Below are 20357 nucleotides of genomic sequence, written 5' to 3'. Positions count from 1 at the left end.
GGGCGGACAGGCTCTTCGGCAGGTCCGTGCGGATGCGGCTCTCCTGCAGCTCGATGTCCACCGACCTGGGCACCGGCACGTCCAGCAGCGCCTGCCAGGCACCGTTGGGCGTGGTGAAGAGGAAGCTCACCGCCACCGCCTGCTCCGGCGGCAGGGGGATCTTCACCTGCTTCGTGCGGCTCGGGTAGATGACCACCGTCTGCAACACGGACTCATCCGGGCTGATGACCTTGGCCGCGACGTCCGCGTAGCCCTCCGTCATCGACGTCTTCGACACCGTGCGCACGAGCATGTACAGCGGCCGGCCCTGGTTGGTGCCCGCGGGCGCCTTGATGTTCACCGTCAGGCTGGGCGCCGCGCAGCTGCCCACCACCACCGCTGTCACCAGTCCCGCGGCCAGCCTCATGCCCCTGTCCTTCATGGCACCACCCCACGGAATGGCGCCCAAGGCTCGCCGCGCAGCCCGAAACTGATCTCCAGCACCTTCTCGTTCGCCGCCAGCCCGCGCCCCGGCAGCACCCACACCACGTTCGACTGATCCGTCAGCGTCGCGGACTCCAGCAGGCGGAAGCAGTTCCAGGACGACTCGGACATCTCCATGGAGCGGTAGCGCTTGCCATCCCGCGACGGCGAGCGCAGCTCCACGCCAATGGACGACGGCTGCGGGCTCCACCAGCTCAGCGGGAACTCACCCCACGCCGGCCGCTGGTTGAACCCGAACGACGCCGCCCCGCCGCACTTCAGGTACGACAGCGTCACGAAGCTGTCCGGCGTGGGCGCCGTCGGCAGCGGCAGCGGACGCACCTGCATCGCGATGGGACGCGGCTTGCCCTCGTCGTCCCACAGGAGCTTCGACAGGCGGCCCAGCTGGCCCAGTGCGCTGAGCATGCGCGGCGGCAGGAGCAGCCGCGACTTCAGCGGATAGCGCAGCGACCAGTCCGTCCCGCGCTCCTCCACCACCGGCGCCAGCACCTGGGTGACGTACTGCCAGAAGGCTCCGTCCTTGCGGCGCAGCACCTCCAGCTCCACCGGATCCACTTCCTGCGACGCGCTGGGGTTGAACGGATAGCGCTTCACCAGCGGATCCAGCGTGCGGCGGGCCTGGTACGTCCACTGCTCCGCGATGACGCGCTCCAGCTCCGAACGGCCCCGGTTTCGCACGACGACGAAGGGCTGGCGGAACGGCAGCCGGAACTCGCCCACCAGGCCGTGCTGATCCAGCCACGCGTCCACCCGGCGCAGGTACGAGTCCTCCTCCTCCAGCAGCATGCTCAGCGCCACCCGCCCCACCGGAGACAGCATCTCCGCCAGCTGCGAGCCCGCCGAGGACGCCGTGGCGCCAGCGGGAGCCGCGGGGTCCTTGGGCGCGGCGGGCTTCGCCGGCGCGGGCTTCACCCCGGACAGCTCCTGCTGGAGCTGCGACACCAGCGTGGTGTAGGCCGCCAGCTCCACGAGCGCCCCGCTCTTGTCCGGCGTCATCAGCTGCACCACCGGCTTGAAGGGCGCCACCGCGTCGCGCATCGGCGCGTAGTACTCGTTCTCCAGCGGGCCCACGCTGGCGCGGCTCGCCACGTCGCGCAGCATCGCCTCCAGCGGGGAGGACGGCTGCAGCAGCACGGACAGGTCGCTCGCCAGCGAGCCGCGCGCCGTGGTGCGGAAGCGGTAGCCCCGGTAGGTCGCGTAGAGGTCCTGGCCGTAGCGCTTCGCGAACGTCTGCACCTTGCCCTGCACGAAGGTGGCGCGCTCCACGGCCTCCTCGCGCGTCAGGCGCGACTTGGCGAGCCGCTCGGAGAACTCGTCCACCAGGGGGCTCAGCTGCGCGTCGAAGGCGGCCTTGCCCAGCACGCGGCCCACCACCGGGGCCTGCCCGCTGGTGAACTCCGTGTCGTCATCGTCCGCCCCTTCGTTGGCGACCTCGGACGTCGTCTCACCCGTGCGCGCGTTGAACGCGTTGCCGTCGAACGGCGAGCGGCCCGTCTCCTTCAGCGTGCGCAGCACCTTGTCCAGGAGTTGCCGCGACACGTCCATGGGGCGGAACTCGTAGTCGCGCCTGAGCACCTCCACCGTGTAGCGCGCGTCGCCGTCGCTGGGGGCGAAGAGGCCGTCCGCGCGGGTGAGCAGCTCCGCGGGCGTCATGCGGGCGGCGGCGCGCAGGGAGGCGTCCACTTCATCCTCCATGCGCAGGATGGCCTCCAGCGTCTGGCGGTTCTGGCGCAGCCAGTCCAGCGAATCCAGCAGGCTGCCCACGCCTTTGAGCTGGCTTGCGTCCGGCTCCGCGTCCGACGCGTTGATGAGGTCCATCACCTTCCGGGCGGAGGTGTACGGCGCGCTCTCCGCCAGTGAGGCGCGCAGGTTCTCACGCTCGTCGCTCAGCGCGCGCCACCGGGCCAGGTCCAGGTCCTTCGAGGCCACCACGTCTTGCAGCTGCGTGAAGTGCTCGCGCCACGGTCCCAGCAGGCTGTCCATCGTCAGCCAGGAGAAGGGCCAGCGCGTCCAGGGGACGTTCTCGTCGAAGGGCTTGTCGCTGGCGATGACGTAGTTGGCGATCATCGGCTCCGCCAGGCCCATCGCCTCCAGCCAGTTGTGCTCCTGGTCCGTGCTGGCCAGGCTCAACCCGAAGGCCTCCGCCGTCCACCCCAGCTGCTTCTTGTGTGCCCCGTGCACGCTGCGCAGCACGAACTGGCCCAGGTCCTCGTTGCGCGAGGCGTAGAGCACGCCCAGTGTGTAGAGCACCTGCTCCGGCCGGCACAGCGTCTCCAGGTGGCAGCCGGGGTCCCCGGAGGACGCCGGGGTCAGCGACGTGGCGCGCGTGCCCCGGCTGGCGAACGCGGGCGCGGGCTGGCAACCGGGAATCTCGCTCGCGCAGCGCCGGCACTGGTCCTGGCACTTCTCCAGCATCGGCTTCAGGTAGGACATCCGGATGCTGCGCGCGAGCCGGGCCCGCAGATCCTCCCACTCGTCGGTGAAGCTGTGCGCCAGGGGCGGCCAGTAACGCGTGGCGCCCCAGAGGTCCTCCATCGCCCGCACTGCTTCGTTCGTCTGGGACTCCACCACGGAGCCGGACACGCTCTGGTTGCGCTCCTCCAGCCGCTGCACCGTCACCTGGAACGCGTCCAGCTTGTCCTGCGCGCGCAGGAGCATCCGGTAGAAGTGCGCGTACGCCAACAGCACCGGCAGACACCCCACCGCCACGATGGCCGCGCACCGGCGCAGGTGCGTCCAACGGTAGTCGCGGACCAGCCGCTCCACCGGTTGATCCGCCTGCACCGCCAGCGCCCCGGTCGGCTGCGCGTCCTTCTGGCCCGACGACAGGTACACACGATCAAGCTTCAGCGGGAACGCCAGCGAGCCGCTCTCCACCAGCGTGGAGACGAAGCGCCCCAGCACCGCGAAGGCCTCGCCACCGCGCGCGTAGAAGGACGCCAGCCGCTCGAACGCGTCCGGCGACAGGGACGTGAGCCCCAGCGCCAGGTACTTCTCCATGGGCTGGAGCGCGGTCGCCAGCTCCCCTTCCCTGCCGGGCGGCGGCACCGCCAGCTCCAGCGGCACGCCGTTCATGCGCAAGAGCTGCGCGAAGTCCGCGTAGCCGTCCAGCGTGTCCATGTGCGTGAGGACCAGCCGCGTCTCCACGGGCGCCTGGCACACCTCCGACAGGAGGTTCACCTTGCCGCGCAACAGCTGGGTGACGCGCTTCACCTCGTCCGGCGAGGTCTCCAGCAGCCAGTTCACCTTCAGGACGATGACCACCCGGCCCACGTGCTTGCGCCCGAAGGTGGCCTTCCACAACCGGCGCAGCGCGCGCCGCGCGTGGCGCGAGTCGTCCTCCAGCACGGGCGCGGACAGCTCCTGCACCACGACTTCCGGCCCCAGGAAGATCTTGAGGAGCGGGTCGTCCGTGAAGCTGGGCATGAACTGGCGCTTCTGCCGCTCCCAGTCCACCTCCGCCTCGATGAGGTCCGACTTGCCGCTGGCGGCGGGGCCCAGCACCACCAGCGTGGGGAAGTCCCGCACGGACGCGCGGAAGCGCCACGGCAGCTTCGACAGGAACTGCTTGCGGATGGCCAGCAGCTGCCCGGACGCCAGCGGCTTCTGCTCGCCCGCGAGCGCCGGGCCGCGCTGCTGCCGCTTGCGCCACCAGAGCGTCACGCCCACGCCAATGGCCGCGAGCACCACCACGATGCCCAACACGAGCACCCAGTGGGCCTTCAGTGCCGCCAGGATGGACTGGAGCGCGCCCACGGTCAGCCGCCGCTCCTTCCGCTACCCGGCTTCACGGCGAGCTGAAGCGCTTCCAGCACGTCCTCCGCCTCTTCCAACGTGGCGGTCAGCTTCGCGCGCAGCTTCTCCTGCTCCAGGGGCGAGGGCAGCATCCCGTCTCCGGGCGGATCCAACGCCACCAGTCCCTCACGCACGGAGTCCAGGAGCGGCTGCACGCCCTCCTTCAGCGACCCCAGCTCCGTGCCCACCTGCTGCTCCAGCGCGTCCAGCAGCGCGACCATCCGCGGTGGAGGCTTGGGGGCCGGCGCGGGAGGCGTGCCGTCGCGTGTCGGGAAGGGCCTCAATTGGAGACCCACCACAGGAAGACCGGCAGCCCCAGGACGATGAGGGCCGTCACGGCGTAGTAGTGCACCGGGAAGTCGTAGACAGCCGGCGTCGCCGGCGGCAACACCGGTGCGGGCTGCGCGAGCGCGGCCGGCTGCGGGATGCGGTCGGAGATGCGGTCCTTCAATTCGCGGATGCGCTCCGGCTGCCCCACGAGGCGGCCGGTGAAGCCCGCGGCCAGGCAGAAGCGGATCATCTCGAAGACGATGGAGGGGGTGTCGTTGCGACGCAACTTCTCTTCCACGAAGTCGTAGAAGAGGTCTCCACCGGAGTCGACCTGGAACAGGTTCTGCTGCAGGAGCGGCCAGAGATGTTGCTCCGCGTCCGACAGCCGGCGGAGCACCCATTCATCCAGGAAGAAGACGAAGGGACGGATCAGATCCTCCACCTCGTCCGGGCGCATGTCCGCGCCGAACGCGGCGCGCAGGCGCTCCAGTTCGAGCAGCAGCGCCTGTTCCAGGTGGCCCAGGGCCTCCTGCCCCACCCTGCCCTGCGGCCGGCGCGCACCCGGGGCGGGCTCGGCGGGCAGGGCCCGGTCGAGGAGCTGACGCACGCGACGCTGCGTGGCCAGGAGTACGTTCCAATGCTCCAGTTTCATGATTGTGTTTCACTATGTTGGAAGCTGTAGCGGCCCCAACCCCGCCACCGAGGCCTTGAGCTCGACGGTCGCCTCGTTGTTCCAAGCATCAAGCAGGTCCCTCAACTGCTCAAGAAAGCAGATGACGACAGGCTCGAAGCTTTGGTCGAAGGGCTCCATCACTGCCTCGTAAGCGTGGCGGATCCCCGACCCCTTCATCGCGCTGTCGGGCACCACACTGAACTTCAACTCCTTGAGCCAGGGAAGGACGCGGCGGAATGGGCTCTCCGCGGGGGTCCCCAGGTGACCCAGCAGGGCGACCACTTCGTCCCGGCCCAGCGTGGGCTTCGCCTTCCATGCGAGGAATTGGGTCAATGCCTCGACATCATCCCGTAGCACGCTGTCGCGGTGGGGCTGGAGGCTGCCCACGGTCTGCCACTTCAGGCCTTCGATGTGACGGCCCGGTACGGACACCTCCACCCTGCCCGCCGCCTGCGCGGAGAACTGCGGCTGGTGCCACAGCGCTTCCAAGACAATCTTGCGCGGCGCGGTGAACGCCTCCGGCATGCGCACGATGAGGCTGTGCCGCGACGTGAGCTGCTCGCCGAACGTCTCATCCACTTCGTAGCTGGGGCCCTTGCCGGGCAGGAACGCGGGCCGCAGCGGAGACAGGCCCGCCTTGGTCATTTCAAAGACGCCCGTCACCGAGTGCAGGCTGAACTCGCGCCCCGCGCTCATGCTGAGGATGGGGTGCTCCGCGCGCGTGCCGTCCGCCACCACCACCTGCGCGGGCTCCGCCTTGAGGTTCACCACCGGCACGGTGAAGAGCTGGAAGAAGTCCGGGTGCAGCGACCGGCCCACGTTCCAGTCCTTGTCCAGGTCCAGGCAGAGGCAGAACCGCATCCAGGAGCTGCCGCGCGGCGGCGGCACCTTCACGTGCACGAAGAGCTGCTGCTCCGGGAACTGGAAGAACGCGCGCAGGCGCTGGAACGGGTGCGCGTAGAGGCCGCCGTCGTCCGGCGCGGGCGGGTCGCGGTTGAAGGACACCTCGCAGGGGCTGCCCACGGAGTGCTCGTCCGCCTCTTCGTCGTAGACGACGCTCACCTGCTTCAGGTGCTTGCGCAGCGCGTGGAACACCGCCAGCGACGAGCGGTAGTCGTCCAGGTGGCGCACGTGCAGGCTGAGCACGTCGATGGCGTCCTTGCGCGCGAAGCGGGACTCGAAGCGGAGGATGAGCCGGTGGCCGCTGCGCACCTGCGGCACCACGTCCGTGCCCTTGAGGAAGATGGGCAGCACGCGCAGGTCGCGCTGGATGCGGAAGGAACCCGCCACGCCCTCCGCGGGCGTCAAGCGCAGCTCCGTGCCCCGGGTGAGGAGCACCGGCTCCACCATCTTCTCCGTGGGCACGGCCTGCGCCATGGCGGCGGCGGGCACGGGCTCCAGGAGGAAGTCGAAGAAGCCCGCGAACAGCCGGCGCCAGGTGGAGCGCAGGTTGTGCAGCGTGGCGTGCCGCGTCTGCACGGAGAAGAACGCCATCGCCTCGATGAGGCGGCGCACGTCCGGGTCCTCGCGGTCCAACGGTGCCGCCGGGTGCCGCTCCTGGAAGCGCGTCCGGAAGCGCTCCAGCCCGTCCAGCTCCGACAGGAAGTCCAGGTAGATCTTCTCTGAAAAGTCCTTCACCGCCCGCTCTCCCGCCGTACGTCTGTCGTTGCCATGGGTTGCTTCAGCCCAGCTTCACCAGCGCGCCGCCCACGCTGGTGATGGAGCCCTTCAGGTTCGCCATGCCGGAGCTCTCCAGGTCCAGCTTGCCGGTGCCGGACACCTTGGTCATCGCGCCGGACATCTCCGCCTGCGTCTTGCCGGCGAGCTTCAGCGTCACGCCGTCCACCTTGGCCTCACCGCCGGACGTCACCATCTCCGCGCCCATGTTGCCCTTCATGGCCAGCTTGGACGTGGCTTCGATGTTCACGTTGGCGCTGGAGGACAGCTTCGCGTCGCTGGTGGCCGTCTGGGTGAGCTTGGCGCTCGTCTTGAGCGTCATGTCCTTGGTGCTCTCCACCGTGAACGTGTCCTGGCTGGTCCACTTGGAGACGCCCTTGGACTTCATCGTGATGGTGTCGGTGTCGAAGGTGAGGTCCTTCACCGTCACCACGATGCTGTCCTGCTTCTGCACCATGGTGCTCGTTTCCTGCGGGCCCTTCACCGTGATGGTGATGCTGGTGCCGTCCATCACGATGGTCTGGACGATTTGATCATCCGCGTTGTCGACCTGGACGGTGATGCCCTTCACCTTGTCCAGTTCGATCTTGCAAACCAGCGTTCCCGGTCCTGATGCTCCCATCGGTCCTCCCGCCTAGGCGGACTCTTCCTTCACCAGGATGAGCAGGTTGCCTTCCTTGAGCTCAATCTTCTCCGTGTCGCTCTCGTTCGTACGCATCAGCCGGAACAGCGGCTTGTTGTCCTCGTAGAAGTGCCGCATGGACGTGCCGCTTGTCGTGGTCTTGCCGACGAGCAGGTGCACGCCCTGCCCGTCCGAGGGCAGCCGCGCGCCCGCCCGCCAGTCCAGGTGGCGCTTGAGCCACGCGCGCAGGAAGTCCAGCGCCACCAGCACCCGGGCGCCCTTGTAGGCCGGGAAGTAGAAGTGCCCCGGCTGGAGGTTCGCGTTGAAGGGCACCTGGACGATCTGGTTCGCGAAGAGCGGCAGCTTCACCTTGTAGCTGTCCAGCGAGGTGGCGTCGTCCGTGTACGCCTGCCAGGTCTCATCCTTCTTCTCGCCCACTTCGCTGACGATGAGCCCCTCCACGAAGCGCGGGTACACCGGCGTGATGAAGGGCGGAAGGTCCACGTGCAGCTCGGCCTGCTTCTCCAGCCGCGTGGTGAACGTGATGAGGTAGCGGCTCTCCGGCTTCGGGCGCCGTGGGGCTTCTTCCCCCGGCCCGTCCCCGCCCGCCTCCGGCTCGACGCTCTCCACGGGCAGCGGCTCCGCGCGCAGGCTCATCCGGCGCACCCGGAAGGTCTCCTTGGAGGGCACGCCCGCGGCCATCCACCCGGCCGTGTCCGGCAGCTTCACCAGCGCGCCCGGCGCGAAGGCCACTGCGGGGAAGCGGTTCCAGTCCAGCTCCACCTCCAGACCGCGCACCTTGAGGCGCGCCGTCTCCAGCGTCACGCGGGCCTGCACGTCGTTCGCGATGTCCGTGCGCAGGAGCACGTCCTGGCGGATGCCGGTGACGGCCTGGGCGTTGGTGATGGCCTGGTTCTTGGGGCTCTCCGCGGCCGCGTTGAGGATGGCCACGTCGTGGCGCGCCACCTCAGGGAACACCACCGACACGCGGTCCACGTCCGCCGCGCGCAGGGTGATGGGCGTGCCGGTGGCGTCCTTCGCCGCGCGAAACTGGTAGCCCTGCGCCGTGTAGTCGTACGCCAGCACGCCGTTGCGCGTGTGCACGAACCAGACGGCGAAGTCGTAGAAGCTGGCGCCGGACTCCGGTGACAGGCCCAGGAAGATGAGCGGCAGCGTCTTGTCCAGCTGCGCGGCCCAGTCATTGGCCAGGGTGATCTTGTCGCCCTTGTGCGCGTCCAGCACGTCCTGCAGCGTCTTCTGCGTGTAGAGCACGCAGGGGTAGTGCTGCGTCCAGAGCAGCCGCGCGGGGTCCACGAAGCGCACGGTGTAGTGGCGGTAGGTGATGCCAGCGCCCTTGACCTGGGCGACGGTCTCCTCCGTGAGGGACTTGTCCAGCCCCAGCCCCTTCACCTTCAGCGACGTGAAGGTGGGCTTCGTCGCCGTGTCGGAGTGCACGGCCTTCAGCTCCAGCGCCACCTCCACCAGGTCCGGCTTGAGGAAGTCCGCCAGCAGCTTGTCCTGCTTCTGGCCGCCGTGCGACGTCTCGTCGAGCACGCGGAACTCCACCCTCCCCTCGTGCCCCCAGCCGTGCAGGTCCAGTTCGAACGCGAGCACGTCCGACGCGGGGATGGCGTGTGCCGTCCCGCCGATGGTGAGCGTGAGGCCCAGGTCCAGGCGGTCGGCGAAGGCCATCAGATGTCCTCCGCCTGCACGCGCACGCGGCCGGTGGTGGAGTGGAACAGCAGCGTCAGGTGGCAGGGCTGGTCGTCGAAGGTGCCCTTGCAGTCGAAGTACAGCCACAGCGCGCTGTCGCGGCCGCGCAGCTTCACCTCCGGCTCCGTGAGCCGGGGCTCGTGCTGCGTAATCTCCTGCTGGATCTCCGCGGTGAGCGCCTCCACCAGCTCGCGGGTGCCCAGCTTCTCCGTGTACCCGCCCAGCCCGAAGTCGTGCATGAAGAAGCCGTAGCCCTTCTTCGTGTTGAGCACGGCTTCGATGTTGCGCATCACGTGCTCCAGGCTGTCGCGCACGTTGGGGCGCTGCGCGCGGGCGGCGAACTTGTCCAGGAACGGTGCGCGCGCCATGGCGTCTAGCTCCTCCGCCAGAACAGCGAGGTCTGGGCGCCCCGGAGCGCGGGCGTCACGTAGAAGGCCAGGCCGTCCTCGCGCAGCGCGTGCTGCCACTCCTCGCCGTTGCCCAGCAGGTACCAGTCAATCTCCGGCCCCAGCGCGTGCGGGAACGACGGATACGGCACGTGCTTGAACGGCACGCCCTTGAGCGCCTGGCGGCGCACCAGCGGCAGCCTCGATGGGCTGGCCAGCTTCACCCCGTCCAGCGGCGTGCGCTCCCCGGGCTGGGTGCGCTGCACCAGGAGATAGGCCTCGCTGGCGGAGCGGATCTCCGGCGGCAGCGGCGTCATCTGGAACTGCCCTTCCTTCGCCTGGAAGGCCTTGTGCGTGGAGCGCGTGGCCTCTGGCTGGAAGTTGCGCGTGAGCAGGCGGATCCACCCGCCCAGGGCCTCGTTCAGCCCCTCGTGCTGGTACACCGGCATCTGCTCGTCCGGGAGCATCTCCAGGTAGCAGCACGCCTCGAAGTACAGCCGGCGAAGCGCGTCGAACAGGTGGTACGGGTGCACGTACACCTGCCGGAACATGTCCCGGCGCAGCGCGATGAGCCGCTGCACCTCGAACAGGGCCCGGCGCGCGTTGGTGAGCCGGTCCGTGCGCAGGTACGTGTCGGAGATGTTCGTGAGCAGCTGCTGGCGCACCTGATCCAACAGGTCATCCAGCGTGGTGAGCAGCTTCTCCAGGAAGGGGTTGGGCCCCACGAGCAGCAGCGCCGGCACCCAGTCCGGAGACGTGTGCCACGCGCCCTCCTCGTCCTGCGACACGGCGGCCAGCCCCAGGGACGCGATGGTGCCATCCAGCACCGGCTCCGTGGACAGCTGCAGCTTGTTCAGCACGCGCTGGAGCACCGGCGGATCATCCGCGTACAGGCGGATGCCCTCCGCGCTGACGGTCTCCTTCAGCACGTGCAGGTAGACGATGAACTCCGTCTTGCCCACGGCCTCCAGCGACATGGGCGCGATGACGGCGTTGCCCGGGACGTCCAGCAGGTCCCCGGACTTGGTGACGACGGTGAGCGCGGAGATGGACAGGCTGCCGCTCTGCAGGAGCGACTCGTTCCAGGCCAGGTTCGCGACGCCGTAGGACGGCAGGCCGGACAGGGTGGCATGGAGGCGGATCTCCGCGTCCAGCGCGTCCTCCTGCGCGACGAAATGCTCCGGAAGAAGCGTCTGGCCTACGTGCCAGCGGACCCGTGCGAGCTTGTACCGCTGCATGCGCCGTTCTTTCCTTCCGCCCGCCCGTTCCAGGCCGGGAGCGAGTGTTGCTCCCGGCCCGGTTTAGGCACAGACCGCGTCAAAAGCTACTTGGCGGCCGCCTCGGTGATGCCCCACTTCTTCGCGATCTTCTTGGCGGACGAGGTGGCCAGGTTCAGGGACTGCTCGGCCGCCTGCGGCTTGATGCCAATCTGGAACGTGAAGTTCTTGGGCGACTGAACCTCGCGCGACTCGTTGTCCGCGACGGACATGTTCAGGTCGTCGCCGTTCTTCTCGAGCAGACCCTTCATCTCCGCGTCGAGGAAGTTGGACTTGAAGTACTTCTTCCCGATGGGGTCGTACTCGTAGATGACGTACTTGAAGTTGACTTCAATGTTGCTGAAGTTGCCCAGCAGCATCTCCGCCACCTTCTGCTTGTTCGCCACCGACACCTGGCCGGAGAAGTACATGGCGTCCGTCACGCCCGTCTCCCACAGGTAGTGGTTGAGCACCGCGACGACCTTGTCGCCAATGGCCGCGTCCGGGTTCTCAGGATCCTTGATGGTCTCCTGATCCGGCGCCAGGGCCTGGCCGCCAATGGTGATGGCGGTGATGTAGCCCACGGGGGACTGCTTGTCCTTCTTGAAGTTGAAGCCCTGATACACGTCCAGGTTGCGCGAAAACTGGGGCATCTGTCACTCCAGGGTAAGCGGGGCAGGCACTCACCTGCCCCAGGTGGGATGCGGCTTAACCGAGCCGCGACTCGAGCATCAGCTCCACGTTGAGGCCTTCGAACTGGATGTGCGGGAGCACGGCCAGCTTGCAGTCGTACCAGCCGATCTCACCGGGGCGCGGGAAGACGGCGACGCTGCTCGCCTTGAACGGGAAGCGGCGCACGGTGAGGTCGTCCGGGTTGGCCACGGTCGTGACGTAGTTGGACAGCCACGAGTCCAGCTGGCGCTGGATGTAGGGCGCGTCCGCCGTGTTGCCGATGTTGTCGCGCATGATGCACTTCACGTAGTGCGCGAGCCGGGTGATGGAGAACGTGTAGGCCAGGTTCGTGACGAGCTGCGAGTTCTCCGAGTCCTTGGGGTCCTTGAACGTCTTGGCGACCTTGGCGGACTGGGTGCTGAAGAACGTCGCGTCGCTGGATCCCTTGCGGTACACGAGCGGGATGAAGCCGGAGCGCGCGAACTCGTACTCGCGGTAGTCCGGGATGGCGATCTCCACCGGGGCCTTGATCTCCTCCTGGCCGCGCAGGGAGAACGTGTCCACGGGCAGGCCGGAGATCAGACCGCCGCCCTTGGGGCCGCGGATGGACTGGCACCAGCCGGAGATCTCGAACGCCTTCACCATGTTGCGCGCGAGCAGGATGGCGGAGTTGCCCCAGAGGTACTTGTCGGAGTCGCCGCGCGCCGTCTCGGTGAAGTTGAGGACGTCGCAGGGGTTCTTGTCCGGGTGCCAGGGCAGGCGCAGCACGTAGCGCGGGAAGGTCAGGCCCACGTACGCGGCCTCCTCCGTGTCGCGGAACGCGTTCCAACGGCCGAACCGCGGGTGGGCGAGCACGCCCTCCAGGTTCTTGATGGCCTCCATCTCCTCGATGGTCTCGCAGCCGAAGAACTTGTGGTTCACGGCGGAGATGAACGGCGCGTGGGCGGCGTTCGAAACCTTGGCCATGCGCTGCAGCCAGGTCAGGTCCGCGGGGGACGAGGAGAAGTCGTACAGACCGACGATGGCGCCGAAGGGGCGGCCGCCGTACTGGTCGTACTCCTGGATGTAGACCTTGTCGAACAGCGCTCCGGCGAAGATGTTGCTGGAGTTGTTCTCGAAGTCCTCCGCCAGCTCATCCTTGGCGACGTCCAGGATGTCGATGGCGATGTTGGCCTTGAAGTTCGTGTGGTCGACCAGGTCCTCCAGGCCGCGCCACGTGGACTCCAGCTGCTGGAACGTGTCGTTGTGGAGGATCTCGTTCATCTGCGCGTCGATCATGCGATCGATGCGGCTGATGACGTCCAGCACCTGGCCCTTGTCGAAGCGGGCGGTGTTGTCCGGGCCTTCCACGGGCGCGACGTTCTGCAGCAGCGCGGCGACGCTGGAGAGGAAGCGGCTCTCCAGGGTGACCTGCTGCTCGTCGACGACGGGCGCGAAGTTGGTGGTGATCATCGGCGCCGATTCCTGGGGCGGATCGAGCCGGACGCTGGTGAACAGGCGCTTCAGGTAGGTGGTCTCAGCCATGGCGGAGTCCTTTTAGAAGTCGAAGAGGTGGGAAGGCGGATCAGGAAGCGGCCGGGGGCTTGGCACCCGCGGCGACGGTGGCGGCGACCGCGGCCGTGGCGGCGGCGGCACCCGTGGCGGGCTTGCCAGCGGCAGGAGCGGCGGCGGCGGGGGCGTCCGTCTTCGCGGCCTCACCTGAAGGCAGGCGCATGCTCTCGTAGCCCTTCAGCTCGTTGAGCAGCTCCTTGAGCGCGTCCGGCTTGGAGAACAGCTCGTAGAGTTCGCGGCGCAGGTCCTTGCGGTTGTCGATGTTCGACTGCATCTCCACGAGGAGCGTCTTCAGGAGCAGCAGCGCCTTGAGCTTCGGCACGTGCTTGACGATCTCATCCGGGTGGAAGGACTTCATCCGGTCGATGGGGAGCGTGACGTTCAGCTCCTCCTCCACGTCCGGGTTGATGCGGTTGGCGACCTGGAAGTTGGCGGACATCTTCATGTCCTTCATCAACTCGTCCAGGTTGCGGCCGTCCACGGAGCGCAGCTTGCGCGTCTCCAGATCCGTCTTGCGATCCTCGGAGGTCCCCAGCGAGTAGTCGCCCATGACCAGGAGTCGCAACGGCAGGTTCACTGTCTCCTGTTCGCCGTTGATGGTGGTGCGGTACGTGAGGGTGATGCGGGATTTGGGAAGCTGGTCCTGAATGGCCACGGTGACTCCCTGACATTCGCAGTGCGTTTGATTCCCCCCGTCCTACTGAAGCCGCCCCGGGAGTACGCCCTGCCGAGTGAACATTTACAGCCTAGGCGCGATCAGGAATTCGCGTCAACCAGCCGACATGACAGGTCTAGCGGGGTTCTGCTGATCGCAATTGAGCGGTGTCCCCCGTGAACAGGAGGACCTCCTGGGTCTGTTCCGGTCCGCCTACCAGCGGCTCGTAACCCAGGTGACTGCCGTCCTGGAGCCTCGCGAAGCTGCTCTGATCACGCAGGCACAGGACGACGGTGAGGGCGAGCGGCGTCTCCGCCAGGCTCGGAAGGATGCGGGTGTTGAGGCGCCGGCGGGCCTCCACGGCCCAGGGGATGCCGGTGCCGGAGTGCGGCTCGTTGAGGAACAGCCGCACCTCCACCCCGCCCGTGGGGACGGTGGCGAAGCCGCCCACCGCGCTGCCATCCCCGAGCGCGGCGGCGCCCAGACGGATGCCCTTGGCTTCGATGCGCTGGCGGCGCGTCTCGCGGCGCACCAGCACCTCCGCCTCCGGGAAGACCTTGGCGAAGAGCCAGTGCAGGCTGCTGGGGCACGCGAGCCGCAACAGGCGCAGCCGGTGCGAGGTGTTGTGCTCCCAGCCGGGCAGCAGGGATTCGTCGCGATCCGGGAACTGGCCCGCGAAGCGCGTCCGCAGCAGCAGGTGGTCGAAGTAACCCAGGAAGTCCGCCATCGTGTCCTGCTCCAGGCGGTCCATGGCCTGGAAGAGGAAGGACGGCAGCGGCGTCTGCACGCTGAGCAGGCCCAGGTTGACGGTGATGACCACGCGCTTGCGCGGCTGGCGGGTGAATTCAATGGCATGCACCAGGTTCTGCTGGTGCACGGTGCTGCGGTGGCTGCGGAACTCCACCTCCGCTTCGCCGTAGCCTTCCTTGGCGAGCAGGTCCAGGAGGGCCGGCACGTCGAAGCTGCGGATGCGCTCGCTGATGCGCTCCTCGACGGTGAGCTTGCGGCCCGGCTGTTCACGCTCCTGTGCCATGGGGGCTATTCGTCGTACTCGGAGCCGCCGCGGGACGGCTGCCGCTGCTGGGCGACGAGGAACGCGTCCAGGTCCACGCGGTAGAGCTGATCCATGGCGCGGAAGGACAGCGTCTCCGTGTTGTGCAGCATGGGCTCGATGGCCTCCGCGTGCTGCGCCAGGCCGTTGAAGAAGCCGGAGAACAGCTGGGGCAGATACACGCGCGGATCGAAGCGCTCCACGGTGGCGAGCACGTCCACGGCGATGACGCTCGCCTTGGTGTAGTCCTCGCGCTCCACCAGCGCTTCAAAGGCAGACAGCTTGCGGACCAGCTGCGCGAGCGCCGGCGACATGGGCACGCTGGGGCCGGTGTCCGGGGCTTCGGCGCGGGCGGCCTTCTTCCTGGGCGCGGGGCGGGCCTCCTCTTCCTCCTCCCCTTCGTCGTCCTCGTCCTCGTCGTCGTCCTCGTCCGGAGCGGCGGCGAGCGCGGGGGCGGCGGCCTGGGGCTCCTCCGGCGGGGGCAGGAAGGGCACGGCCTGGGCGTGGGAGCGCAGCGCGCCGAGCAGCGTGCGCATGGCATCCACGCACGCGCCCTTCTGGAGGATGGCGAGGGCGGCGATGAGCGGATCGCCCAGGGCCAGGGCCTCCTCGATGGGCTCGCGGCTGCCGGGGGCGCACCAGGCCTGCCACTGCGCGTCCTTGAGGCGCGTGTGGTGTTCCAGGTGCTTGCCCATCATCTTCAGCAGCCAGCGCAGGCCGGTGTCCGCGAAGACGAGCTTCTTCTCCATCGGGCCGAAGAAGTCCCAGTTCTCCGTCAGCGTGCGCTTGAGGGAGCGGAACAGGACGGGCAGCGCCTTCATGCCCTCCGCGAAGAAGTGGCCAAAGAGGTACGGCCCCACGAGGCGCACGTCGCGCACGCCCGCGCGTAGGAGCACCGCTGCGGCGCGGGCGGCGTCCGCGTATTCGCTCTTGGCGACGAGGCCGGTGATGGCCTCCAGGCGCGGATCCGGACCTTCGGACTCGTCGAGCGGCACCGGGGCGCTGGTGAACTCCGCGTCGAGCAGCGTGAAGTCGACGGCTTCCACCACCAGGGCCGGGCTACCCATCGATGGCCACCATCTGTCCGGGAGAGACGACCTGGATGACGCCGCCGTAGCTGCACATGCACTTGGAGTTGCTTTCCAAGGCCGGCATGTTGCCGATGAGCACCTTGGGACACCCGGGCACCCAGGGGGCCGCGGTGGCGGGGATGCAGGGCATGGGGGTGAGGACGCCGAGGGCCGCCGCGGTGGCCGCCGCGACCATGGGGTTCGCCAGCGAGCTGCACATACCGAAGGGCAGCACGTTCACGAACGGCTTGTTGTCCATGATGTTCGCCGCGGGCGTCGTGGCCATCACCTTGTTCACGGGAAGGACCATCAGCGACGAGGGCGCCACCCCGAAGCTGCATTGGAGCATCGCTCCCATCACGACCTGGACACCCATGTGCCGCTCCTTTTCACCGCACTGGCGACGGGACATCTTCGCCCGAAGCGGCGGCGCTTGCCAGCAGTCGTCCCCTGAGGGCGGTGAGGGCCTGGAACATCGGGTCCTTCGCCTTGCGGTGCAGCGCGCCAGTGAAGAACTGCGAGGCGCACCACGCGTCGTCGACGGCACCCTTCACCCGGTGGGGAAAGAGCGGAAAGAACTCGATGCGGTCGGGCAGGAAGTCCCCACCCAGGAGCATTTCGACGCGCCGGTTGATCTCTTGCTCGCTGGACGGGGGAGCAGGCGTGGCCCCGGTGAAGGCCAGGAGGATGAAGCGTGAATGGCTGGCGAGCCCTCCGGTGGACACCGGCACCACGCTGGTGCCCACGAGGAACGGCACGCCCTCCAGCGCGGCGGTGACCTCCTTCGCGGAGTAGGGGCGGCCTTCATGACGGAAGCCCTGCGTGCCCGCGTAGTGGTAGCGCTGGCGGATCCGCGCGAGCAGGACGTGGCCCGGCGGGCGGTCCTTGTCCGGCTGGAGCGTGAAGACGCCCACGTCCGTGGGAGCGCCCTGCCCGCTCTCGTTCGGATCCTTCAGCGTCCACGCGCGGCCCGGGACGGGGAAGACGTCCGTGTGCACGTCCGTGGGCGCCTCCGTCACGCCGCGCGACGACACCAGCACCGCGCCACCGGCCGACGCGTCGATGAGGATGTTGGAGGACGGCACGGACTGGAGGCCGCACTGTTTCACCCACGTGCGCCACGCCTGCGCGTCGTAGGGCTCCTCCGGGTTGCGGAACCAGTGCTGCACGTTGCGCAGCGAGGCGCGGTGGCGCAGGAGCAGGTCACGCAGCTTCGGCGTGACGCCCAGGGCGCGCAGCGGGTGCTCCAGCAGCGGGGCCGGGTTGAGCGCCAGGTCCGCCATGTCCAGGTGCAGGTAGGTGGCGCCGCGCAGCAGCGTGGCGAAGAGGAGCGCGGGCAGGTGCTGGAGCACCGGGAAGTCCGGCGCCGCGAGGATGTCCCCCTGGCCCAGGCCGAAGGTGAGCATCCCGTCGCCAATGGCGCCCTTCCACGCGTTCTCCGCGGTGAGGGGCACGGGCGTGTGCGGCGGATCCACCAGCGGCGAGAAGAGCAGCCCCACCACGTCCGTGGGCTTGTACGTGTGGGACGTGAAGCCCGGCGCTCCCCTCCCCTGGCTCTTGAGCAGGAGCTGTTCGTGGCCCTTGAGGAGCGGGAGCTGGTGGGGCTCGGCGGCGATGAAGTCCGGCGTCAGGGCCTCCAACCGCGTGGCCATGGCGCGCGGGCCCATGGGCGGCAGCAGCGTGAAGCAGCCGCCCAGCTTCAGCGTGGCCAGGAGCGACACGAGCAGCTCCTGCCCCACGCCGTGGACCAGGCACACCTTGGCGCCCGGTTCGACGCCCTGATCCGCCCATTCAGAGGCCCGGCGCGCGGCCAGGTCGTGCAGGGTGCGGTAGGCCAGGGCCTGCCAGCCCTGGATGCGCACGTGCGTGCGGAACGCGGGGCGCTCCAGCGCGACGTGGCGGACGATGAGGTCGTGGAAGAAGTCGTACTGCTGCCCGGGGCGGCTCTTGGGCGGCGGGACGCCCCGGCCCGCGTGGGCCTCCGCGAGCGCCACGGCGAACCCGTCCGGATCCTCCCAGCTCTCCTGCCACCACTTCGGGGCACCGGACTCCGGGGCGAAGCCGGCTTCCAACTGCCGGAGGATGTCCTTCACGTCGAAAGGCATGGGTGTCTAGCGGGAGGGAAAGTCGAAGCCGACCTTCACCATGAAGCGGACCTTGGAGCGCACGTTGCTGTCCGGGGCGTAGTCGATCGGGGTTGCCCCGCGCTTCGCTGGCGTCTGCTGCTTCGCGCGTTCGATGGACGTGGGCACCACGGCGCGCACCAACGGGTGGCGGGCCTGGAGCGGCGGCACGTGCATGTCCACATCCCGGCCGAAGAGCCACGCGCCGCAGCGCCAGAGGACATCGTGGCGCCGGGTGAGCAGCGTCCAGAAGCGGTCGCGCGTCTCCGTGGCCTCGAAGAGCAGCGGCGAGTTCCCGGTGTCGCGGCCTTCTCCTGGGGCCGCGAGCAGGGCGCGCAGCTGCTCCGCCACGCGCTCCACCTCGTTCACGTCCTCGGGGGTGACGGGCGAACGGCCGGCGAGCTTCGCCTCGTTCTGGCGGAACAGCGCCACCAGTCCCAGGCAGTCCCCCACCACGTCGCGGTGGCCCCCTTCGTGACTGGCCGCCACGTCGCTGGCGGTGAGGAACGAGGCCTCCGCGAGCGCCTCCGCCGTCTTCAGCAGTTTGCGGCGCAGCTGCTGGGCGCGCTCGAAGAGGCTTCCGAAGGAACTGGCCCGCATGTCGCGCTGGACGCGCAACGCGGCGAAGGCCAGTCCCTGGGCGAGCAGCGGCAGGTCACGCAGTTCGTCCACGTTCACGCCCGGGAGCGCGGCGATCTCTGCTTCACGGGCCAGGACGCTGTCCACGCCGCGCTTCGTGTTGTGGAAGGCGAGCGCGATGTTGGAGCGGCACTCCTCCACGGCGCCTTCGAGGGCTCGCGCGGGGGCCAGGAACACGTCATAGCCGGGCTCGGAGCCAAGGGCTTCCAGCTCGGCGATGTCGTCGGGCCCCAATCCCGCTGTCGCGTGCTGGCCTCCAGCCATGCCGGGCAGGATAGCGGGCGCTTCCGGGTGTCACAACCTTGCGCCCTGCTCCCGTTGCCACGGGCCTGGTGGGTCGTCCAGGGGGAGACCGACCGGCGGGGATGCACCGCGCGCCGTCCAGGTGCGTCAGGTGACTTCCCGGGTGGGCCTCGGCCCGTGGGACCCCTGGGGGCGCTGTCAGACGAGGATCAGGTCTTCTTCGTCGTCGTCCGGCGCGGTGCCGGTGTCGCCGCCCAGCACGTGCTCCGTGCGGCGCAGGCGTTCGTCGCTCAGGTCCGACACGAGCATCAGCACCTGCGGGTGGCTGGAGATGAGCGAGTCGAAGTCCTCGCGCGGCAGGCGCAGCAGCGTGGTGTGGCGCGAGGCCTCCACGGTGGCGGTGGCCGGCGTCTTCTGGAGGAGGGAGATTTCGCCGAAGAGGTCCCCTTCCTTGAGGCTGGACAGGCGCTGCCCGTTCTTGTGGACCTCCACCTCGCCGGAGAGGACGACGTAGAGGCCGTCGGTGGGGCCGCCTTCGCGGATGATGACGTCACCGCGCTCGACGTCGCGGGCCCGGAAGCGCTCCACGAGGTTGCGGCGGTCCTTGCGGTTGAAGGGACGGAACAGCGCGGAGCTGTTCATCACGTTCGCGAGGAGGCGCTCGCGGCAGAACTTCTTGAGGGCCTTCGCCACGGGTGGGTGGCTGAGTGAAAGCGTCGCGAGCACGGCGGCGGAGATTTCGAGCACCTGCGTGTCGTCGGAGATGGACTCCACGGAGGCGGCGCGCGGGGCTCCGGACAGGAGCGCCATCTCGCCGAAGAAGGCTCCGACCTCCAGCGTGGCCAGGTCCTGGCGGCGGCCTTCCTCCTCACGGAAGACGCGCACGCTGCCCTCGCAGATGACGTAGAAGGCCGCGCCGTGCGTGCCCTGCGCGAGGATGCGCTCACCGGGGCCGAAGCGGCGCAGCGGGCAGCGTTCGAACAGCTGGATGAACGCGTCGCGCGGCAGGTCGGAGAAGAGCGGGATGGACGGCAGCGCGTCCCAGGTGCCGGGGGCGGGCTCGGCCTCCTCGGTCAGCTCGTAGATGGGCTCCTCTTCCGGCGCGTGTTCGGCGAGTCCGCGCTGGGCCGCGAGCTCCACCGCATGCAGCAGCGAGTCCGCTTCGATCTCCAGCTCCGTGAAGCTGGAGACGCGCAGGGACGCGCGCCACGGCTCCGGGGCTCCAGCGGTGGTGGACACCACGGAGGCGCCCGCGGCGATCGTGGCCGTGGGCTTGGAGGGCGTGTCGACGCGGCGGGGGCGCAGGCCCGGGGGCGCGGCCTGGACGGCGGGCTTCGGCTCGGTGGGGGCCGGCGCGGTGTCAGGGCCCGTGATGGGCGGCGCGAGCGCTTGCCAGCGTCCGCTGGGCGTCCGGATCTGGGGAAGCTCGGGCATGGGAGATGGGGACGGCGGGGCTACGCGGACGGACTGACCTGTCG

Annotated in this window: 18 protein-coding genes; all 18 read right to left on the bottom strand. The window is 68.9% G+C overall.

Going from position 1 to position 20357, the window contains the following annotated elements; translation table 11 throughout:
• A partial coding sequence (locus D7X32_RS33875; protein ID WP_120606711.1) for a hypothetical protein occupies window positions 1–406 on the bottom strand: 406 nt, incomplete at its 3' end.
• Window positions 407–417: 11 nt separating this feature from the next.
• A complete protein-coding gene (locus tag D7X32_RS33870) occupies window positions 418–4239 on the bottom strand; it encodes a type VI secretion IcmF C-terminal domain-containing protein (RefSeq protein WP_120606710.1) in 3822 nt (1273 codons plus the stop codon).
• Between the two features lie 2 nt (window positions 4240–4241).
• Window positions 4242–4562 (bottom strand): hypothetical protein, encoded by a 321-nt coding sequence (locus tag D7X32_RS33865; protein WP_244239333.1) that lies wholly within the window; start codon window positions 4560–4562, stop codon window positions 4242–4244.
• Window positions 4559–5200, bottom strand: coding sequence for a DotU family type IV/VI secretion system protein (locus D7X32_RS33860; RefSeq protein WP_120606708.1), 642 nt, complete (start codon window positions 5198–5200; stop codon window positions 4559–4561). The genes D7X32_RS33865 and D7X32_RS33860 overlap by 4 nt, the downstream gene beginning before the upstream one ends.
• Window positions 5201–5212: 12 nt before the next feature.
• The gene (locus D7X32_RS33855) at window positions 5213–6859 is read right to left on the bottom strand and encodes a type VI secretion system baseplate subunit TssF (RefSeq protein WP_120606707.1); all 1647 of its coding nucleotides are present in this window, start codon (window positions 6857–6859) and stop codon (window positions 5213–5215) included.
• Window positions 6860–6902: 43 nt separating this feature from the next.
• The gene (locus D7X32_RS33850; RefSeq protein ID WP_120606706.1) at window positions 6903–7520 is read right to left on the bottom strand and encodes a hypothetical protein; all 618 of its coding nucleotides are present in this window, start codon (window positions 7518–7520) and stop codon (window positions 6903–6905) included.
• Window positions 7521–7532: 12 nt separating this feature from the next.
• A complete protein-coding gene (locus tag D7X32_RS33845) occupies window positions 7533–9212 on the bottom strand; it encodes a hypothetical protein (protein WP_120606705.1) in 1680 nt (559 codons plus the stop codon).
• Window positions 9212–9601, bottom strand: a complete 390-nt coding sequence (locus tag D7X32_RS33840; protein ID WP_120606704.1) for a GPW/gp25 family protein — start codon at window positions 9599–9601, stop codon at window positions 9212–9214. Before D7X32_RS33840 ends, D7X32_RS33845 begins: the two co-directional genes overlap by 1 nt.
• A 5-nt stretch (window positions 9602–9606) precedes the next feature.
• Window positions 9607–10857, bottom strand: a complete 1251-nt coding sequence (gene tssK / locus D7X32_RS33835) for a type VI secretion system baseplate subunit TssK (protein ID WP_120606703.1) — start codon at window positions 10855–10857, stop codon at window positions 9607–9609.
• 86 nt (window positions 10858–10943) lie between these two features.
• On the bottom strand, window positions 10944–11528 hold the full coding sequence (locus D7X32_RS33830; protein ID WP_120599257.1) for a hypothetical protein: 585 nt from the start codon (window positions 11526–11528) through the stop codon (window positions 10944–10946).
• A 55-nt stretch (window positions 11529–11583) separates the two neighbouring features.
• On the bottom strand, window positions 11584–13071 hold the full coding sequence (gene tssC / locus D7X32_RS33825; RefSeq protein ID WP_120606702.1) for a type VI secretion system contractile sheath large subunit: 1488 nt from the start codon (window positions 13069–13071) through the stop codon (window positions 11584–11586).
• Window positions 13072–13111: 40 nt separating this feature from the next.
• Window positions 13112–13753: a type VI secretion system contractile sheath small subunit gene (gene tssB, locus D7X32_RS33820; RefSeq protein WP_120606701.1), complete on the bottom strand. Its 642-nt coding sequence runs from the start codon at window positions 13751–13753 to the stop codon at window positions 13112–13114.
• Window positions 13754–13889: 136 nt separating this feature from the next.
• Window positions 13890–14786 (bottom strand): hypothetical protein, encoded by an 897-nt coding sequence (locus D7X32_RS33815; RefSeq protein ID WP_120606700.1) that lies wholly within the window; start codon window positions 14784–14786, stop codon window positions 13890–13892.
• Between the two features lie 5 nt (window positions 14787–14791).
• Complete coding sequence (locus D7X32_RS33810; protein ID WP_120606699.1) at window positions 14792–15871, bottom strand: type VI secretion system protein IglI family protein; 1080 nt, start codon at window positions 15869–15871, stop codon at window positions 14792–14794.
• Entirely contained in the window at window positions 15864–16250 is a 387-nt protein-coding gene (locus D7X32_RS33805; protein WP_120606698.1) for a DUF4280 domain-containing protein, read from the bottom strand. The genes D7X32_RS33810 and D7X32_RS33805 overlap by 8 nt, the downstream gene beginning before the upstream one ends.
• A 13-nt stretch (window positions 16251–16263) precedes the next feature.
• On the bottom strand, window positions 16264–17979 hold the full coding sequence (locus D7X32_RS33800) for an AMP-binding protein (protein ID WP_120606697.1): 1716 nt from the start codon (window positions 17977–17979) through the stop codon (window positions 16264–16266).
• A gap of 6 nt (window positions 17980–17985) precedes the next feature.
• Window positions 17986–18900, bottom strand: a complete 915-nt coding sequence (locus tag D7X32_RS33795) for a hypothetical protein (protein WP_147450375.1) — start codon at window positions 18898–18900, stop codon at window positions 17986–17988.
• Window positions 18901–19077: 177 nt separating this feature from the next.
• On the bottom strand, window positions 19078–20313 hold the full coding sequence (locus D7X32_RS33790) for a cyclic nucleotide-binding domain-containing protein (RefSeq protein WP_244239332.1): 1236 nt from the start codon (window positions 20311–20313) through the stop codon (window positions 19078–19080).
• Between the last annotated feature and the right edge of the window lie 44 nt (window positions 20314–20357).

This window comes from Corallococcus carmarthensis (assembly GCF_003611695.1).
In the GTDB taxonomy this organism is placed as follows: domain Bacteria; phylum Myxococcota; class Myxococcia; order Myxococcales; family Myxococcaceae; genus Corallococcus; species Corallococcus carmarthensis.
Note: the sequence above shows the minus strand (reverse complement) of the source record. Positions and strands in the feature narration are given on the sequence as shown.

Bases quoted from the DNA above. Each gene is read 5' to 3' on its own strand.
- D7X32_RS33860 (WP_120606708.1), bottom strand. From the start codon at position 5,200: ATGAAACTGGAGCATTGGAACGTACTCCTGGCCACGCAGCGTCGCGTG.
- D7X32_RS33850 (WP_120606706.1), bottom strand. From the start codon at position 7,520: ATGGGAGCATCAGGACCGGGAACGCTGGTTTGCAAGATCGAACTGGAC.
- D7X32_RS33845 (WP_120606705.1), bottom strand. From the start codon at position 9,212: ATGGCCTTCGCCGACCGCCTGGACCTGGGCCTCACGCTCACCATCGGC.
- D7X32_RS33840 (WP_120606704.1), bottom strand. From the start codon at position 9,601: ATGGCGCGCGCACCGTTCCTGGACAAGTTCGCCGCCCGCGCGCAGCGC.
- tssK (WP_120606703.1), bottom strand. From the start codon at position 10,857: ATGCAGCGGTACAAGCTCGCACGGGTCCGCTGGCACGTAGGCCAGACG.
- D7X32_RS33830 (WP_120599257.1), bottom strand. From the start codon at position 11,528: ATGCCCCAGTTTTCGCGCAACCTGGACGTGTATCAGGGCTTCAACTTC.
- tssC (WP_120606702.1), bottom strand. From the start codon at position 13,071: ATGGCTGAGACCACCTACCTGAAGCGCCTGTTCACCAGCGTCCGGCTC.
- D7X32_RS33815 (WP_120606700.1), bottom strand. From the start codon at position 14,786: ATGGCACAGGAGCGTGAACAGCCGGGCCGCAAGCTCACCGTCGAGGAG.
- D7X32_RS33810 (WP_120606699.1), bottom strand. From the start codon at position 15,871: ATGGGTAGCCCGGCCCTGGTGGTGGAAGCCGTCGACTTCACGCTGCTC.
- D7X32_RS33805 (WP_120606698.1), bottom strand. From the start codon at position 16,250: ATGGGTGTCCAGGTCGTGATGGGAGCGATGCTCCAATGCAGCTTCGGG.
- D7X32_RS33800 (WP_120606697.1), bottom strand. From the start codon at position 17,979: ATGCCTTTCGACGTGAAGGACATCCTCCGGCAGTTGGAAGCCGGCTTC.
- D7X32_RS33795 (WP_147450375.1), bottom strand. From the start codon at position 18,900: ATGGCTGGAGGCCAGCACGCGACAGCGGGATTGGGGCCCGACGACATC.
- D7X32_RS33790 (WP_244239332.1), bottom strand. From the start codon at position 20,313: ATGCCCGAGCTTCCCCAGATCCGGACGCCCAGCGGACGCTGGCAAGCG.